This window comes from Arthrobacter sp. Y3223065 (genome assembly GCF_059090885.1).
The window spans coordinates 654,436-671,144 of sequence record NZ_JBNHGC010000002.1; the positions used below are offsets into that span (position 1 = coordinate 654,436).

15 protein-coding genes are annotated in these 16,709 nt (G+C 69.9%); 10 read left to right on the top strand and 5 right to left on the bottom strand.

Annotated elements, in window-relative coordinates:
- Positions 1–15 precede the first annotated feature (15 nt).
- On the top strand, positions 16–1,200 hold the full coding sequence (gene moeB / locus AC5RUK_RS08050; RefSeq protein ID WP_494151851.1) for a molybdopterin-synthase adenylyltransferase MoeB: 1,185 nt from the start codon (positions 16–18) through the stop codon (positions 1,198–1,200).
- Between the two features lie 46 nt (positions 1,201–1,246).
- Here the strand turns inward: moeB and AC5RUK_RS08055 are convergent, their stop codons facing one another.
- A complete protein-coding gene (locus tag AC5RUK_RS08055) occupies positions 1,247–2,575 on the bottom strand; it encodes a glutamyl-tRNA reductase (RefSeq protein ID WP_494107784.1) in 1,329 nt (442 codons plus the stop codon).
- 193 nt (positions 2,576–2,768) lie between these two features.
- Between AC5RUK_RS08055 and hemE the strand changes: the two genes are divergently transcribed.
- The 9 genes from hemE to AC5RUK_RS08100 all read left to right on the top strand — a co-directional run bounded on the left by hemE (position 2,769) and on the right by AC5RUK_RS08100 (position 12,927).
- Entirely contained in the window at positions 2,769–3,830 is a 1,062-nt protein-coding gene (gene hemE / locus AC5RUK_RS08060; RefSeq protein ID WP_494107785.1) for a uroporphyrinogen decarboxylase, read from the top strand.
- Between the two features lie 2 nt (positions 3,831–3,832).
- Positions 3,833–5,308 (top strand): protoporphyrinogen oxidase, encoded by a 1,476-nt coding sequence (hemG, locus tag AC5RUK_RS08065; protein ID WP_494151852.1) that lies wholly within the window; start codon positions 3,833–3,835, stop codon positions 5,306–5,308.
- Positions 5,309–5,372: 64 nt separating this feature from the next.
- Entirely contained in the window at positions 5,373–6,080 is a 708-nt protein-coding gene (gene hemQ, locus AC5RUK_RS08070) for a hydrogen peroxide-dependent heme synthase (protein WP_493989102.1), read from the top strand.
- 56 nt (positions 6,081–6,136) lie between these two features.
- Positions 6,137–7,270 (top strand): ferrochelatase, encoded by a 1,134-nt coding sequence (locus AC5RUK_RS08075; RefSeq protein ID WP_494151924.1) that lies wholly within the window; start codon positions 6,137–6,139, stop codon positions 7,268–7,270.
- Complete coding sequence (hemC, locus tag AC5RUK_RS08080) at positions 7,267–8,238, top strand: hydroxymethylbilane synthase (RefSeq protein ID WP_494107787.1); 972 nt, start codon at positions 7,267–7,269, stop codon at positions 8,236–8,238. The genes AC5RUK_RS08075 and hemC overlap by 4 nt, the downstream gene beginning before the upstream one ends.
- Before the next feature lie 2 nt (positions 8,239–8,240).
- Positions 8,241–9,161 (top strand): uroporphyrinogen-III synthase, encoded by a 921-nt coding sequence (locus tag AC5RUK_RS08085; protein ID WP_493989104.1) that lies wholly within the window; start codon positions 8,241–8,243, stop codon positions 9,159–9,161.
- Positions 9,158–10,132, top strand: a complete 975-nt coding sequence (gene hemB, locus AC5RUK_RS08090) for a porphobilinogen synthase (RefSeq protein WP_493989105.1) — start codon at positions 9,158–9,160, stop codon at positions 10,130–10,132. The genes AC5RUK_RS08085 and hemB overlap by 4 nt, the downstream gene beginning before the upstream one ends.
- A gap of 80 nt (positions 10,133–10,212) precedes the next feature.
- Positions 10,213–11,547: a glutamate-1-semialdehyde 2,1-aminomutase gene (gene hemL, locus AC5RUK_RS08095; protein ID WP_493989106.1), complete on the top strand. Its 1,335-nt coding sequence runs from the start codon at positions 10,213–10,215 to the stop codon at positions 11,545–11,547.
- Positions 11,548–11,673: 126 nt separating this feature from the next.
- A complete protein-coding gene (locus tag AC5RUK_RS08100) occupies positions 11,674–12,927 on the top strand; it encodes an AI-2E family transporter (RefSeq protein WP_494107789.1) in 1,254 nt (417 codons plus the stop codon).
- A gap of 132 nt (positions 12,928–13,059) precedes the next feature.
- Here the strand turns inward: AC5RUK_RS08100 and AC5RUK_RS08105 are convergent, their stop codons facing one another.
- The 4 genes from AC5RUK_RS08105 to AC5RUK_RS08120 form a co-directional block, all read right to left on the bottom strand.
- Complete coding sequence (locus AC5RUK_RS08105) at positions 13,060–13,899, bottom strand: MetQ/NlpA family ABC transporter substrate-binding protein (protein ID WP_493989107.1); 840 nt, start codon at positions 13,897–13,899, stop codon at positions 13,060–13,062.
- 161 nt (positions 13,900–14,060) lie between these two features.
- Entirely contained in the window at positions 14,061–14,798 is a 738-nt protein-coding gene (locus AC5RUK_RS08110; protein WP_493989108.1) for a methionine ABC transporter permease, read from the bottom strand.
- Positions 14,795–15,787, bottom strand: a complete 993-nt coding sequence (locus tag AC5RUK_RS08115) for a methionine ABC transporter ATP-binding protein (RefSeq protein WP_493989109.1) — start codon at positions 15,785–15,787, stop codon at positions 14,795–14,797. Before AC5RUK_RS08115 ends, AC5RUK_RS08110 begins: the two co-directional genes overlap by 4 nt.
- A 183-nt stretch (positions 15,788–15,970) precedes the next feature.
- Entirely contained in the window at positions 15,971–16,669 is a 699-nt protein-coding gene (locus tag AC5RUK_RS08120; RefSeq protein ID WP_493989110.1) for a 3'-5' exonuclease, read from the bottom strand.
- Positions 16,670–16,709: the final 40 nt, after the last annotated feature.

A 16,709-nucleotide genomic window follows, 5' to 3' on the forward strand; every position in this document is an offset into this window, starting at 1 on the left:
GCGTAGATTGGAACAATGAGCACCTTGGAGAGCGGGCAGCTGCCGCCGCTGGTGGAACCGGCCGGGTCCCTCAGCAGGGAGGAGACCGAGCGGTATTCGCGGCACCTGATCATTCCCGAAGTGGGCATGGCCGGCCAGCTGAGGCTGAAGAACGCGAAGGTGCTCGTGATCGGTGCCGGCGGCCTCGGTTCGCCGGCCATGCTGTATCTGGCCGCTGCCGGCGTGGGCCGGATCGGGATCGTGGACGACGACGAGGTGGAAGCCAGCAACCTGCAGCGCCAGGTCATCCATGGCGTGGCGGACCTGGGGCGCAGCAAGGCGGCCTCGGCACGGGACAGCATCCTGGCGCTGAACCCCGGCGTGGACGTGGTGTTGCACGAGGTCCGGCTGGACACCGGCAACGTCCTGGAGATTTTCGCCGGCTACGACGTCATCCTGGACGGCACGGACAACTTCGCCACCCGGTATCTGGTCAACGACGCCGCGGCGCTGCTGGGCAAACCCTACGTGTGGGGCTCCATCCTGAGGTTCGACGGGCAGGTCAGTGTCTTCTGGGATGCCCACGGGCCGAACTACCGCGACCTTTATCCGGAGGCGCCGCCGCCCGGTTCCGTGCCCTCCTGCGCCGAGGGCGGCGTGCTCGGCGTGCTGTGCGCACAGATCGGCTCCGTGATGGTCAATGAAGCAATCAAGCTGATCACCGGTATCGGGCAGACTCTGCTGGGCCGCGTACTGGTCTTCAATGCCCTCCAGATGAGCTGGCGGGAGCTGAAGGTGCGCAAGGATCCCGAGGCCGAGCCGATCACCCGGCTGGTCGACTATGAGGCGTTCTGCGGCGTGGCGCCGGTGCCCCAGGTCGAGGGCGGCCGCGCGGTGGACGCGCCCACCCTGGCCCGGATGCTGGCCGACCGCGCTGCCGGCCGGGGCGACTTCCAGCTGATCGACGTCCGGGAACCGGGCGAATACGACGTTGTGAACATCCCGGGCGCGGTCCTGGTCCCGAAGGGACGCATCCTTTCCGGCGAGGCCCTGGACGACCTGCCGCGGGAGAAGGACCTGGTATTCCACTGCAAGTCGGGCGTGCGGTCGGCCGAGGTGCTGCAGAGCCTGCTGGCGCAGGGCTACACCCGGGTAGCCCACCTCGACGGCGGGATCCTGGCGTGGGTCAGGGACGTGGAGCCCTCGAAACCGGTGTACTAGGCCTGGCCTGCTGCGGCGGCGGTCGGGCTGCGGCGCTGTCCCAGCGTCAGGCGGTGGCGGCGTCTTCGCCGTGCCCGGCGACCGGGCAGGACGCCGGGTCAGCTGCCCGGGGCAGGGCGGGTTCTTCGAGCGTGATGCCGTACAGCGCTTCCAGGGCGGCGATGTACCGCTCCTGTTCGCCGTTGGCGGCCAGTTCCCGCGCCCGCACGGTGGGCAGGTGCAGCAACTGCTTGACCATGCGGCGCATGGCGAATTCGACTTCCTGGGCCGGGCCGGTGCAGCCGTGCTGGGAGCGCACCTTCTCGAGCTCGTTCTCCAGCACCTGCATGGTGTGCTTGCGAAGTGCCACGATGGCGGAGTCCACGCTGCGGGCCTGCCGGCTGGCCTCGAAGCTGCGGGCCGCGTTGGCGACGATTTCGGCCGCCTGCTGGACCGATTCGGCCTGTTCCTCGGGGGCGGCCATGCGCACCGACTCCAGCGTGATCAGCTCCACGCCCTCGAGCGTGCCCACGGCGGGGTCAAAGTCGTGGCTCAGCGCGAGGTCGATGATCGTCAGCGGCTTGTCGACGCCGGTGCGCACGCCAGCCACGCGCTCGGCACTGATCTGGTTGTCGCTGCCGCTGCATCCGATGACGACGTCGGCGGAGGCGATCGCGTCGTCCAGCGCCGCGTGGGTCAGCGGGACGCCGCCGCGGGTCTCGGTAAACGCCGCGGCGCGGCCGGAAGCCGAGTAGACGCTGATCCGGGTGCAGCCGCGTTCGCGCAGCAGCGCCATGGTGGCTCCGGCATACGCGCCGGTCCCGAAGAGTACAACCTGCTTGTCCGACCAGTCCTTCTCGACGGCCAGATCGGTGGCGAGGTCGAGCGCGACGGACACGATCGAGAGCCCGCGGCCGCCGAGGGCCGTCTGCGTGCCCACGTCCTTGGCCGTACGGGAAGCGGTCTGGAAGAGCCTGACCAGCCCCCCGCTCGCGGTGCCCTTCTCCTGCGCCTCGATCAGGGCCCGGCGCACCTGGCCGGCCACCTCGCGTTCGCCGACGACGGCCGAATCCAGGCCCGCCCCGACCGCGAACAGGTGCCGTGCAACATCCTCGCCGGTGTTCAGGTCGAAGGAGCGGGCAACCAGCGCATTGTCCAATCCCGAGCAGCGGCTGATCTGTTCGATGAGCGCGGCGCGGGCGGACTCCAGGTCGGACTCGCTCTCGGTCTCGCAGTAAACTTCCACCCGGTTGCAGGTCGCCAGGACCACCGCGCCGGTGACCGGGGACCCGTCTGCGAGCACGTCTGTATCGATCCGGGAGGTGCCGGCGCTCAGGCGGGCCACCGTTTCCAGATCGACCTTGGAATGGGTTGCAACAAGTGAAAGTAAGACCACAGCGCCTCTATCTTAGCGGGAAGCCAGCGTCGGCTTCTCCAAGCTTGGCCCATTAACCCGGCGTTAATCTGATTTGGGGCGCCGTGGGCGCCGGTGATATTGGCCACTCGGGCCGGCGGTCGCCGCCGCCCCGCGCACCTCGGCGCTGCCCGCGGTTGGCCAGAAGCATGGCCGCTGGACCAGAATCTATGTCATGACACTCAATGCTTCCCATCCCTTGCTGGATGGGCGTACCGCCGACTCGGACCTGATCACCGCCTACCGCGGAGGGAAGCCGGGGCGCCGTCCCGTCTGGTTTATGCGGCAGGCCGGGCGCTCACTGCCCGAATACCGGGAAGCGCGGCAGGGCATCGCGATGCTGGATGCCTGCCTGAAGCCGGAACTGGCAGCGGAAATCACCCTGCAGCCGGTGCGGCGCCACGATGTGGATGCCGGTATCTTCTTCTCCGACATCGTTATCCCGTTGAAGCTGGCCGGGGTGGACGTGGACATCGTTCCCGGTGTCGGCCCGGTCCTGGGTGCCCCCGTCCGCACCGCCGCCGACGTCGCCGCCCTGCCCGAACTCACCGACGAGGCGCTGGAACCGATCCGCGAGGCGGTCCGGCTGACGGTGGCGGAACTCGGTGCCAAACCGCTGATTGGCTTCGCCGGCGCCCCGTTCACGCTCGCCGCGTACATGGTGGAGGGCCGGCCGTCCCGGGACCACCTGGGGCCGCGCACCATGATGCACGCCGACCCGGAGACCTGGAATGCCTTGGCGGGCTGGGCCGCGGACGCGTCCGGCAAGTTCCTGCGGGCGCAGCTGGAAGCGGGCGCCAGCGCGGGGCAGCTGTTCGACTCCTGGGCCGGTTCGCTGTCCCTGGCGGACTACCGCCGGCGCGTGGCACCGGCGTCGTCGCGCGCGCTGGACCATGTCCGCCATCTGGGCGCGCCGCTGGTCCACTTCGGCACCGGCACGTCCGAACTGCTCGTGGCCATGCGCGACGTCGGGGCTGACGTCATCGGCGTCGACTACCGGCTGCCGCTGGACGAGGCGAACCGCCGGCTGGACGGACGCACGCCGCTGCAGGGCAACATCGATCCGGCGCTGTTGTCCGCGCCGTGGGAGGTGCTGGAGGCCCATGTCCGCGAGGTGCTGGCCGCCGGCAGCGACGCTCCGGGCCACGTGGTCAACCTGGGCCACGGCGTGCCGCCGGAGACCGACCCGCAGGTCCTGACCCGCGTGGTCGACCTGATTCATTCCGTGGCCCCGTAGCCATGCAGCACCCGCACCCGCATCCCGCCCGCCGTCCCGAACGGCAGGCCGGGCGCAAGCCCCGGCCGGGCACCGCCGTCGTCATTGGCGGCGGGATCGGCGGCCTGGTCGCCGCCCGCGAGCTGGCGCTGGCCGGCGTCGAGGTGACGGTGCTGGAACGCGCTCCCCGGTTCGGCGGCTGCGTGACCCGGCACGAGGTGGGCGGGCTGGTGCTTGACGCCGGCGCCGAATCTTTCGCCACGCGCTCCAGCGTGGTCTCCGACCTGATCGGCGAACTCGGCCTGGGCAACGACATTGTCCAGCCGAACCCGGCCGGCGCCTGGATCCAGCTGCCGGACGGTGCCCAACGGCTCCCCAAGACGGGGGTGCTCGGCATTCCGGCCGACCCCTCCGACCCGGACGTGGTGCGTGCCATCGGCCGCCGCGCGGCGCTGCGGGCCTCGGGCGACAAGGTCATGCCGCTGGGTTCGCTGCTGCGCCGCGAGCAGCTCAGTCTCGGCCAGCTGGTGCGCGCCCGGATGGGCGAAGCCGTGCTCCAAAAGCTGGTCGCGCCGGTGGCAGGCGGGGTCTACTCGGCGGATCCGGATGTGCTGGACGTGGACTCGGTGATGCCGGGGCTGCGCGCCTCGGTGGCCGCCCACGGGTCGCTGACCGCCGCGGTGGGTGCCATCCGGAAAGCCGCCCCGGCCGGTTCCAACGTGGCGGGCATCGCCGGCGGCATGGGCCGGTTGACCGAGGCCCTGCTGGCCGACCTGAAAGCCCGCCACGTGGCACTGCGCACCGGGGAAGAAGCCACCGCCGTCACCCGGCACGACGGCGGCTGGCTGGTCGAGTCCCCGGCCGGGGCGTTCCGCGCGGACGCCGTCATGATGGCAGCCGACGGCGCTGCCGCCGTCCGGCTGCTGGCCGGCACCGTGCCCGGGCTGGCCGGGCTGGAACCCGAAACCGGACCCGCGGTCTCGCTGGTGACGCTGGTGGTGGACCTGCCCGACCTCGACGCGATGCCGCGGGGCACCGGGATGCTGGTGGCGCCGTCGGTCCGCGACGTCAAGGCCAAGGCGCTCACCCATGCCACCGCAAAATGGCCGTGGCTGGCGGACGAAGCCGGTCCGGGAAGCCACGTGCTGCGGCTGTCCTACGGCCGCGCGGTGGGGCAGCAGGGGGCCGAGGACTTTACCGGTTGGGCCGACGACGAGCTGTACCGACAGGCACTGGTTGATGCCAGCTTCCTGATGGGGGTGGCTGTGGGCGACGACGACGTGGTGGGCTCGAAGGTGGTGCGCTGGATCGGTGCGCTTCCGTCCGCCACCGTGGGGCACCGCGACCGGGTGGCAGCGGTGCGCCGCGAACTGCTCCCGCACGCCGGGCTGGGCATCACCGGGGCCTGGCTGGCGGGCACCGGGCTGGTGGCCGTGGTGGGGGATGCGCGGCGCCGTGCACGGGACCTCGCCGCACCGCTGCGGCCCGCGGCGTCCTGATCTTCTACAATGTGTAGAAACACAGTTTTCGATTAATTACGATGCAGAAGGCAGACTGGTAAGCATGAGCGAATCGGCAAGGTCAGAGTCAGCAATCCCCGCCGCCGGCGGCACCGACGAGGAACTGTTCTACACCCTCTGGACCGTCTTCAAGCGCACCGGCGCACCCGCGGATCCGTCCGCTGCCGCAGCGTTCGATGAGACGGTTGCCGAACTCGCCGGCCGCAATGTCACCCTGCGCGGAGCGTACGATGTTTCCGCCATGCGCGAGGACGCCGACGTGATGATCTGGCTGCACGGCCCGCAGCCGGACGAACTCCAGGCGGCGGTACGCGACATCCGCCGGACGCAGCTGTTCGCCCCCACCGAGATGGTCTGGTCCGCGATGGGCGTCCACCGCGATGCCGAGTTCAGCAAGAACCACGCCCCGGCCTTCTCGCTGGGCAAGGAGCCGGAGTCCTGGCTCTGCGTCTACCCGTTCGTGCGTTCCTACGAGTGGTACCTGCTGCCGGCCGAGGAGCGCGGCAAGATGCTGCGCGACCACGGCCTGCTCGGCCGCGACTTCCCGCAGGTGCTGTCCAACACGGTGGCCTCGTTCGCGCTGGGGGACTGGGAATGGATCCTGGCCCTGGAAGCCCCCGAACTGATCGATCTGGTCGACCTGATGCGCCACCTGCGCTACACCGACGCCCGCAACCACGTGCGCGAAGAGATCCCGTTCTACACCGGCAAGCGCATCAGCACTGCCGATATCGCCGAGGTGCTGCGGTGAACCAGTCAGCCGAACCGTCCTTTGACCCGCGTGCCGGCGTCGCCGCCGACGGGACCATGCAGCCGAAGAAGTACGACGCCCTGCTGCTGGCCTCCTTCGGCGGCCCCGAGGGCCAGGACGATGTCATTCCGTTCCTCCGCAACGTCACCAGCGGCCGCGGGATCCCCGATGAACGGCTGGAGGAAGTCGCCACGCACTACCGCGCCAACGGCGGCATCAGCCCCATCAACGCGCAAAACCGTGCGCTGAAGACGGCGCTTGAGGCCGAGCTCGCCCGCCGCGGGCTCGACCTGCCCGTGCTCTGGGGAAACCGCAACTGGGATCCCTACATCACCGACGTTTTCAAGGAAGCGTACGACGCCGGCCACCGCCGCGTGCTGGCGGTGACCACCAGCGCCTACGCCGGCTATTCCAGCTGCCGCCAGTACCGCGAGGACTTCGGCATGGCCCTGGTCGAGACCGGGCTGGCCGGCAAGCTGGAAGTGGACAAGGTGCGCCAGTACTTCGACCACCCGGGCTTCGTGGAACCGTTCGCCGAGGGCCTGGCCGAGGGCCTGGGCCGGGTGCGCGCCGACCTGGCCGCCCAGGGCGCCGCGGACGCGCCGATCCACGTGCTGTTCGCGACCCACTCCATCCCCATCGGCGACGCCGAAAACGCCGGGCCGCGCGGGGTGGAATACGAGGGCGGCAGCGCCTACGTGGCGCAGCACCTGGCCACCGCCCGGGCCGTCCTGGAACGGGTGCCGGGAGCAGCCGGCGTCGACTGGTCCCTCGTCTACCAGTCCCGCTCCGGCGCGCCGCATGTGCCGTGGCTGGAGCCGGACATCAACGACGCGCTCGAAGAGCTGCCCGCCCAGGGGGTGAAGGGCGTGGTCATCGTGCCGCTGGGCTTTGTCAGCGACCACATGGAGGTGATGTGGGACCTGGACACGGAGGCACTGGAGACCTGCCGCAGCCTCGGGCTGGCCGCCGCCCGCGTTCCGACCCCGGGCGTGCACCGGAAGTTCGTCGAGGGCCTCGTGGACCTGGTCTGCGAGCGCACGATGGAACAGCACCGCGCCGACCGTCCTGCGCTGACCGACCTGGGACCCTGGATGGACGTGTGCATGCCCGGCTGTTGCGCCAACCGCCGCGGCGAGAAGCCGACGGTGGCCGGCATGGATTCGACCGTAGGGGTGCCGCAGCCATGACCGTTAAAGTCCGCATCGGCACCCGCGGCAGCGCCCTGGCGGTCACCCAGACCACCACCGTGGCCGAGGCGCTGGCCGCCGGCGGGGCCCTGGAGTATGAACTCGTCCGGATCAAGACCGAGGGCGACGTGCTGCGGGGGCCGCTGGCCCAGATCGGCGGAACCGGAGTCTTCACCGCCGCCTTGCGCGAGGCGCTGCTCGACGACCGCTGCGACGTTGCCGTGCATTCGCTCAAGGACCTGCCCACCGGCGTGGCCGACGGGCTGCAAATTGCGGCCATTCCCGCCCGCGTAGACGTCCGCGACGCCCTGTGCGCCCGGGACGGGCTGACCCTGGCCGGGCTGCCGGCCGGGTCCAAGGTCGGCACGGGCTCCCCGCGCCGGGCAGCCCAGCTGCGTGCCGCCCGCCCCGACCTGGACGTGGTGGATATCCGCGGCAACGTGGACACCCGGCTGGGACGGGTCAAGGGGCTCACGGGCGAAGAAAGGCACGAGGGAAAGCACGCGGATCTTGATGCCGTGGTGCTCGCCGCGGCCGGGCTGGCTCGGCTGGGACGCACCGAGCACGTCACGGAGCTGCTGGATCCGTCGGTCATGCTGCCGGCCCCCGGCCAGGGCGCGCTGGCCGTTGAATGCCGGGTGGCCGACGCCGCTTCCGGAACGGCGCTGGCCGCTGCGCTGGCCGACTACGACGACGCGGACAGCCGCCTGGCGGTGACGGCCGAACGGTCGCTGCTGGCGCGGTTGGAAGCCGGCTGCAGCGCCCCGGTCGGGGCGCTGGCATCGGTCGACGCCGGCTCCCTGGTGCTGCGGGCGGTGGTCTGCAGCCCCGACGGCAGCCGGCTGCTGCACGGAGAGCGGACGGTTCAGGCAGCCGGTTCCGAAGATGCCGTGGCCTTGGGCGCCCGACTGGCTGAAGAGCTGCTCGGGAAGGGCGCCGGCGACCTGATGAGCCTGGTTGGGCGCTGACGATGGCGTTGCTGTGGCAGCGCGGCGCGCCGGACAACCAGCTTCAGGGGCTGCGGGTGGTGCTGCCGCGCAGCCCTGACCGGGCGGCCGGCATGGCCGCCGAACTGGTCCGCCGCGGCGCGTCCGCCAGCGTCCTGCCGCTGATCGACTTCGAACGGACGGACAAGCCGGACGAACTGGATCAGGCACTCACCCTGCTGGCGCAGAACAAGGCGGTCTGGCTGGTCATCACCAGCATCACGACTGTGCGGGCGCTGAAGGCCTGCGCACTGGAGCGTGGCACCAGCCTCGCGGCGCTGGCAGGGGACACGAAGATTGCGGCCGTCGGAAGCCCCAGCGCCAGGGCGCTGGAGGCCGAGGGCCTCACCGTCGACCTCGTGCCGCCCGGCAGCATGGACGCCGTCGGCCTGGTGGACGCCTGGCCGCTGCCGCCGGAAACCGCCGGCGGTCCGGCCGAGCGGATGCTGGTCCTGCTGCCCCAGGCCGACATCGCCGCGCCCACGGTGTTCGAAGGCCTGATGGCGAAGGGCTGGCAGGTGCTGCCCGTGACCGCCTACCGCACGGTGGACTACCCCGCCCGTCCCGAGCTCCGCCTGACCGCGGAATTGGAGATCGCGGCCCACGAGCCCGCCGACAACCTGGAACTCATCACCGCCGCGGATTTCCGCAGCCGCGCCGGCAGCGGCACCATCGATGCCGTCGTCCTGACCTCGCCCAGCGTCACCAGGAGGCTGGCCGGCCTCCTTGACCCGTGGCCGGCCGGACTGCGGCTGATCGCGATCGGCGCCAGTTCCGCGCGGCAGGCCGCCGAACTGGGCCTGGAGATCGCCGCCACCGCTGCCGAACCGACGCCGCCCGGCATCGCCGACGCCCTGGCCCGGTCGCTTGAAAACCATCCCACCGAACCCGAAGGAACGCCATGAGCTTCCCCTACCACCGGCCCCGCCGACTGCGGGCCACCGAGGCGATGCGCCGGATGACCGCGGAGGTCCGGACCCACCCGAACCAGCTGATCCTGCCCGCCTTCATCCGCGAAGGCCTCAGCGAACCGGTGCCGCTGCAGTCCATGCCGGGCGTGGTCCAGCACACCGCCGAGACGCTCAAGCGCGCGGCCGCCGAGGCCGTGGAGCTGGGCCTCGGCGGCATCATGCTCTTCGGCATTCCGCAGGTGCGCGACGCCACCGGCAGCGCCGGGGTGGATCCCGACGGCGTACTGAACCGCGCCATTGCCGAGGTGAAGGCGGAGGTCGGGAACGACCTGGTGGTGATGGGCGACGTCTGCCTGGACGAATTCACCGACCATGGCCACTGCGGCGTGCTGGCTCCCGATGGCACGGTGGACAACGACGCCACGCTGCCGATCTACGCGGAGATGGCCGTGGCCCAGGCCGCGGCCGGCGCGGACGTGCTCGGCCCCTCCGGCATGATGGACGGCCAGGTCGCGGTGATCCGGCAGGCACTCGACGAGGCCGGCCACCAGGACGTCTCCATCCTGGCGTACGCCGCAAAGTATGCCTCGGCCTTCTACGGGCCGTTCCGCGAAGCGGTGGACTCACAGCTGACCGGAGACCGGCGGACGTACCAGATGGATGCCGCCAACCGGCGCGAAGCCATCCGCGAAGTGGAACTGGACCTGGCGGAAGGCGCGGACATGGTCATGGTCAAACCCGCCATGAGCTACCTGGACATCCTGTCCGATGTGGCGGAGATGTCTCCGGTGCCGGTGGCCGCGTACCAGATCTCCGGCGAGTACGCGATGATCGAGGCAGCCGCAGCCAATGGCTGGATCGACCGGAAGGCGGCAATCCTGGAATCTGTCCTGGGCATCCGCCGCGCCGGTGCCGACATGGTGCTGACCTACTGGGCCCCGGAAATCGCCCGCTGGCTGAAGTAGACGTTCACCCTGGCCGCCGCGTGCCGCGCCACACCACCCTGCCCGCAGCGGATTCCGCTGTCCCGAAAGGACCCAAGACCATGACTGAAGCCGTCCGCTCCGAGGAACTCTTCGAACGCGCCCGCCAGCTGATGCCCGGCGGGGTGAATTCCCCGGTCCGGGCCTTCGGTTCCGTCGGCGGGACCCCGCGCATGATGGTCGGCGCCAAGGGGGCGTACCTCACCGACGCCGACGGGCGCGAGTACGTTGACCTCGTGTGCTCCTGGGGCCCGGCCTTGCTGGGCCACGCCCATCCGGCCGTCCTCGAGGCGGTGCACACGGCCGTGGACCGGGGCCTGTCCTTCGGTGCCTCCACGCCCGCCGAGTCCGAGCTGGCGGCCCTGGTCGTCGGCAGGGTCTCCGCCGTCGAGCGCCTGCGCATGGTCTCCACCGGCACCGAAGCGACGATGACCGCCGTACGCCTGGCCCGCGGCTATACCGGCCGCAACCTCGTCGTGAAGTTCGCCGGCTGCTACCACGGGCACCTGGACGGGCTGCTGGCCGCCGCGGGCTCGGGCGTGGCCACCCTGGCACTGCCCGGTTCGGCCGGTGTCACCGAGGCGACAGCCGCGGAGACCCTGGTGCTGCCGTACAACGACATCGCCGCCGTCGAGGAAGTTTTCGCCGCCCGCGGCAGCCAGATCGCCGCAGTCATCACCGAAGCGGCCCCAGCCAACATGGGCGTGGTCACCCCCGCCGACGGTTTCAACGCGGCCCTGTCCCGGATCACCCGGGAACACGGAGCGCTGCTGATCCTGGACGAGGTGCTGACCGGTTTCCGCACCGGCTATGCCGGCTACTGGGGCCTGACCGGGGGAGCCGAGGGGACCGCCGATCCGTTCGTGCCCGACCTCTTGACCTTCGGCAAGGTCATCGGCGGCGGCATGCCCGTGGCGGCCCTGGGCGGCCGCGCCGACGTGATGGATTACCTGGCGCCGTCCGGTCCCGTCTACCAGGCAGGCACGCTCTCCGGCAACCCGATCGCCATGGCCGCCGGGGTGGCGACGCTGACCGCCGCGACGCCGGATGTCTACGCGACGATCGATGCCCGCTCGCTCGAACTGCAGGCCGCGCTGACCGCCGCCCTCTCCAACGCCGGCGTGGACCACAGCATCCAGACCGCGGGGAACCTGTTCAGCGTGGCCTTCGGCACCTCGGCCAACGGCGTTCACAACTACGCCGATGCCCAGGGCCAGGAGGCCTTCCGCTACGCCCCCTTCTTCCATGCCATGCTCGACGCCGGCGTCTACCTGCCGCCGTCGGTTTTCGAGGCCTGGTTCCTCTCCGCGGCGCACGACGACGCCGCGATGGAGAAGATTTTCGCCGCGTTGCCGGCAGCCGCCCGGGCCGCCGCGGCAGCCACGCCGCCGGCCTGACCGCAGCTCCGGGACCCGCGGGACGGGGTCCGCATCCGGCTGCCGTCCGGTCCCCGGGAGACGGGCATGGCAGACTGATGCTGACGGCGGTACACGGAACCGCCGCGCGAACCCAGGAGAGTGCAGATGGGCCTGTTCTCCAGGCGCAGGCAAACGCAGGAAAATCACGACGCCGAGGCTGCCCGGCCCGAGGGCGCCCCGGTGCGTACGCCGCCCCACCCGGAGGCGGCGTACGACGCCGTGCCGCCCCAACCCGAGGCCGGCCCGGCGCCCGCGCTCTCCCGGCCGGATCCCGGCCCCGCCCCCGTGCCCCGCGCGATGTGGTCCGACGGCCTGGGACGGACGGCCACGCGCTCCGCCCAGCTGCTGCTGACGCTGCTGCTGGCTGTGGTGGTGATTTACGGGCTGCTGCAGGTGAGGCTGCTCGTCATTCCCGTCCTGATCGCCCTGATCCTGGCGGCGGCCGTGGGCCCGGTGGTGCGGCTGCTGCGCAGCTGGGGTTGGTCCGCGGCGCTGGCTACGGCAACCGCGTTCCTCGGGATCCTCGTGGTGCTCGGCGGCGTGATAACCGGGATCGTCTTCGCGGTCCGCAACGAATCGGATGAACTGGTCAGCTCCGCCCGCGAGGGCTGGATGCAGCTTCAGCAGTTCCTGGCCAACTTCCCGCTGCCGGTCAGCCAGCAGCAGATCGACGAGGCGCTCGCCGGGGTGGTCGACTTCCTGACCAGCGCCACGGTTGGACGCAGCGCGCTGAGCGGGTTGTCGACGGCGGCCGAAGTCGTCACCGGGGCCGTCCTGATGGCTGTGATCCTGTTCTTCTTCCTCAAGGACGGCCCGCGCATTTGGCGTTTCCTGCTCAGCTGGTTCCCGGCGGTCCGGCGGCCGCAGCTGGAACTGGCCGGTTCGCGCGCCATGGACGTGCTGGGCAGCTACGTGCGGGGCACGGCCACCGTGGCGGCCGTTGACGCTTTCTTCATCGGCCTGGCCCTGTTCATCCTGCAGGTGCCGCTGGCGTTGCCGCTCTCGGTGCTGATCTTCATCGGCGGATTCATCCCGATTGTCGGTGCCACGGTCGCCGGTGTGTTGGCGACCCTGGTGGCCTTGGTGGCCAACGGGCCGCTGGCCGCGCTGGTGGTGATCGCCGTCGTGGTCATCGTGCAGCAGCTGGAAGGCAACTTCCTGCAGCCGGTGGTGATGGGCCGCTCGGTGGACCTGCACTCGCTGGTGATCCTGTTGGCCCTGACCGCGGGGACCATCCTGGGCGGCATCATCGGCGCGGTCCTGGCCGTTCCGGTCACGGCCGTCGGCTGGGTGGTGATCCAGGTGCTGTCGGGGAGGGCCACCGCCGAGGACCCCGCGCCGGCCCGGCCGGGCCGCTGACCAGGCGCCGGCGGGCCGCCGCGGGGCAGGTACCAGCGGGCCAGGAACGGGAAGGTCCCCGGCAGCCGAAGCTTCCGGGGACCTTCCTGGCGTCGGCTGCTGCCGCTCACACCGGCGGCGCCGGACTGTTTGCTAGAAAGCGGGGAAGACGTCGCCGTTGGGCCACGTTTCCTCGATGAACTTCTTCACGTCCGGCGTGTGGAGCAGCTCTTCGAGCTTGGCGATGCCGGGATTTTCGTCACCGGCGTTCCAGGCCAGGAAGTTGGCATACGGGTTGTTCTCGGAGGACTCGACGACCACTGCATCGTCTGTGTTCAGCCCCGCATCCAGGATGAAGTTGCCATTGATGATGGCCAGGTCGATCTTCGGATCCTCGATCAGCTGGACCAGGATTTCAGGCTGGTTCTCCTCGAATTTCAGGCCCTTGGGGTTCTGCTCGTCGGTCAGCGTCAGGGCAGCCGAATCGTCCTCGATCCCGGTCAGCAGGCCCGCCGTCTCGAGCATCTTGAGCGCACGCGGCTGGTTGCCCGGATCGTTGGTGATCGCAATGGTTGCGCCCTCGCCAAGGTCGTCGACGCTCTTGTGCTTCGACGAGAACCCGGCGTACGGCTCAATATGGATGCCTTCGCCATGTTCGAGGTCGTAGCCCTTGTCGGCCACCTGCTGCTCAAAGAAGTCCAGATGCTGGAAGTAGTTGGCATCCAGCGAGCCATCGCTCAGGGCAATGTTCGGGGTCTGGTAATCGGTGAATTCCTTGATCTCCAGATCGATTCCGGCCTCCTGGGCCAGGTTCTCATCCACAAACTCCAGGATCCGGCCCTGCGGCACGGGGGTGGCGCCTACGGTGACAGTGACGGGATTGGCCGGATCCAGCGTGGTCTCGGCGCTGGGGGTGGATTCGGAGCCACCGCAAGCCGTCAGCGCCAAGGCCGCAGCCAGGCCGGTACCAATGAGCGTTAGTGCTTTACGCATCTGCGTGCGTTCCTTTCGAATGACCGGGCTGGCCGAGGGCGGCTCGTCCCGGAAGTGGTGCAGCTAGCGGCTACTGGCTGCATTCTTCCGCTGCCCGTCAGGCAGGCGGGAAGCTTGGGGAGCGGGACGGCAGTGTCCCGACACGGTCGTGGCGCCGCGGTTCAGACAGCGGTTTCCGGCTCATGGCGCCGGCGCTTCTGTGAGCCGGCGGTGGAAGCGCTGCGGTGGTCCACCCGCCGGGCCGCGGCATCGCCGACCCATTGGATCAGCTGGACCAGGACCACCATGATCACGATGGTGACCACCATGACCGTGGTGTCGAAACGCTGGAAGCCGTAGTTGTAGGCGAGCTGGCCGAGGCCGCCGCCGCCGGTGAGTCCCGCCATGGCGGAGTATCCCACGAGCGTGACCAACGTCGTCGTCAAGGCAGCCACCAGCCCGGGCAAGGCCTCGGGAACGAGGACCTTGGCCACGACCTGCAGGCGGGTGGAACCCATGACGAGGGCCGCGTCGATTTTGCCGGAGCTCACGTCCCGCAGCGCGGTCTCCACCAACCGGGCGAAGAACGGCACCGTGCCGATGGTGAGCGAGACACAAGCGGCCAAGGCCCCGATCGACGTGCCGGTGATGACCCGTGCCAGCGGGATCAGCGAGATCATCAGGATGGCGAACGGGATGGACCGGGTGATGTTCACGATGATGTCCGACACGATCCGGTTCGTCACCGGCATGGGCCGCAGCCCCGCGGGCGCACTGGTGTAGAGGAAGATGCCCAGCGGCAGGCCGATCAGCAGGGTAAAGGCCCCCGAGACCCCGACCATCAGCAACGTTTCGCCGATGGCTTCCGGCAGGGCGTTGGTGATGCCCGGGTTGGTCGTCAGTTCGTCAAAGAAGTTCATGCCGCCTCCTCCTGGAGGACGCGGACGGCAACGCCCTGGCCGACCAGGTGCTCGGTGAGGGCAGCCGTGTCCGCTCCGGCCGGCAATTGGATGCGCAAATGGCCGAACTGGGTGCCGGCCAACGACTCCACGCTGCCGGCCAGGACGTTCAAGTCCAGGCCGAAGGCCCGGGCAGCACCGGTCAGCACAGGCTCCGACGCCCGTTCGCCGGAATAAAGGATTTCCAGCATCGTGCCGCCGCCTGTCGCCTCCGCCGAAGGCAGCGGCAGCAGCGTGCTGGAAAGGCGGCCGCCCAAATCGGCGGCGACCTCACGCAACGGGCCGTGTTCGACGATCCGGCCGGCCTCCAGCAGCGACACCGAATCACAGATGCGCTTGATGACCTGCATCTCGTGCGTAATCACCAGCACGGTCAGTTGGAGCCGCTCGGTCAGATCGCGGATCAGGGTCAGGATTTCGTCGGTGGTCTTCGGGTCCAGGGCTGACGTGGGCTCATCGCAGAGCAGGACGTCCGGGTCGGAAGCCAAGGCGCGGGCGATGCCGACCCGCTGCCGCTGGCCGCCGGAGAGCTGCGACGGGTAGGCGTCCTCAAACCCCTCCAGGCCGACGAGCTTGATCAGCTCCGAAACCTTGGCGCGGATGGACGCTTTGGGCGTCTTGACGATCTCCAGGGGATGCGCCACATTCTGGGCGGCGGTGCGGGAGTCCATCAGGTTGGCGTGCTGGAAGATCATCCCGATGCGGCGCCGGGCCGACCTCAGGTCGGCGTCGCGGGCGGCACTGAGCTCAGCCCCGTTGATCGACACCGACCCGGACGTCGGGCTGTCCAGGAGGGTCAGGCAACGCACCAAGGTGGACTTGCCGGCACCGGAATGGCCGACGATGCCGTGGACGGTGCCCTTGGGAACGGACAGGCTGACGCCGTCCAGGGCTACCACTTCGCGGCCGCCTTGGCGGTAGACCTTGCGCAGGTCGGTAACGGTGATCATGGAACCTCGGGAAATTGATTTCTGGAGCGTCGACAGCCGCCATAGCATGTGCTGCCATCAAGGATTAATTATGACAGCCGCGACAACGCGCCAGAATTCGACGGGACGTTGCGTCATACGGCGACCCGAAGTTGACAGCGCCGCGCTGAGTCGGGGGGCCTGGGGTGGTGCAGGGCGGAAGCGTCAGACGGCCGCGGGCATCAGGCGCACCGGCCAGACACCGTCCACGACTGCTTGCGGATCCTTGCGCCGCAGCCAGGCCTCGAAATTTGCCGCCTGCTGGGCGCACCAGTCGATCTGCAGGGCATGCAGCTCGGACGCGTCGATGCACAAGCCTGCGTAGCGGCGGGCGAGGGCATCCGCGACGCCGATGGTGGCCAGGGCATCGGCCGCCGACGTATGCGCGGCGTCGAGCCGGACACCGTAGAGTTCGCACAGCGCCGCCAAGGTGCGCTTCCCCCGCCGATAGCGGTCCATCTGCTTGTCCAGGACATACGGATCGATCACTGGAGCCGCCACCGGAGCCGTCAGGCCGTACCGGGAGCATTCGTGCGCCAGCACGGTGAAATCGTAGGCAGCGTTGAAGGCCATGACCGGAATGCCCGCGTCGAAGTAACCTGTCAGGGCCTCGGCGATACCGGCGGTGGCAAATGCCGCGGGCAGGCCCTCGCTGCGGGCCCGCTCGGTGCTGATCCCGTGGATAGCCGCGGCTTCCGCCGGGATCTCGACTCCGGGGTCTACGAGCCACTCCCGCTCCTGCAGCGGCTGTCCCGCTTCGTCGACCAGGACGATCGACGCCGTCACGATCCGCGCGCTGTGGGGATCACGGCCCGTGGTCTCGAGATCGAATGCCGCGCGGGGACCGGTATGCCAGCTGTTCATGTCCGCAACGCTATCCGGCGGATCCGACAATTCCGGGGAG

Excerpts from the sequence above, each read along its gene's own strand:
- moeB (WP_494151851.1), top strand. The coding sequence starts at position 16 with ATGAGCACCTTGGAGAGCGGGCAGCTGCCGCCGCTGGTGGAACCGGCC.
- hemE (WP_494107785.1), top strand. The coding sequence starts at position 2,769 with ATGACACTCAATGCTTCCCATCCCTTGCTGGATGGGCGTACCGCCGAC.
- hemG (WP_494151852.1), top strand. The coding sequence starts at position 3,833 with ATGCAGCACCCGCACCCGCATCCCGCCCGCCGTCCCGAACGGCAGGCC.
- hemQ (WP_493989102.1), top strand. The coding sequence starts at position 5,373 with ATGAGCGAATCGGCAAGGTCAGAGTCAGCAATCCCCGCCGCCGGCGGC.
- AC5RUK_RS08075 (WP_494151924.1), top strand. The coding sequence starts at position 6,137 with ATGCAGCCGAAGAAGTACGACGCCCTGCTGCTGGCCTCCTTCGGCGGC.
- hemC (WP_494107787.1), top strand. The coding sequence starts at position 7,267 with ATGACCGTTAAAGTCCGCATCGGCACCCGCGGCAGCGCCCTGGCGGTC.
- AC5RUK_RS08085 (WP_493989104.1), top strand. The coding sequence starts at position 8,241 with ATGGCGTTGCTGTGGCAGCGCGGCGCGCCGGACAACCAGCTTCAGGGG.
- hemB (WP_493989105.1), top strand. The coding sequence starts at position 9,158 with ATGAGCTTCCCCTACCACCGGCCCCGCCGACTGCGGGCCACCGAGGCG.
- hemL (WP_493989106.1), top strand. The coding sequence starts at position 10,213 with ATGACTGAAGCCGTCCGCTCCGAGGAACTCTTCGAACGCGCCCGCCAG.
- AC5RUK_RS08100 (WP_494107789.1), top strand. The coding sequence starts at position 11,674 with ATGGGCCTGTTCTCCAGGCGCAGGCAAACGCAGGAAAATCACGACGCC.
- AC5RUK_RS08105 (WP_493989107.1), bottom strand. The coding sequence starts at position 13,899 with ATGCGTAAAGCACTAACGCTCATTGGTACCGGCCTGGCTGCGGCCTTG.
- AC5RUK_RS08110 (WP_493989108.1), bottom strand. The coding sequence starts at position 14,798 with ATGAACTTCTTTGACGAACTGACGACCAACCCGGGCATCACCAACGCC.
- AC5RUK_RS08115 (WP_493989109.1), bottom strand. The coding sequence starts at position 15,787 with ATGATCACCGTTACCGACCTGCGCAAGGTCTACCGCCAAGGCGGCCGC.
- AC5RUK_RS08120 (WP_493989110.1), bottom strand. The coding sequence starts at position 16,669 with ATGAACAGCTGGCATACCGGTCCCCGCGCGGCATTCGATCTCGAGACC.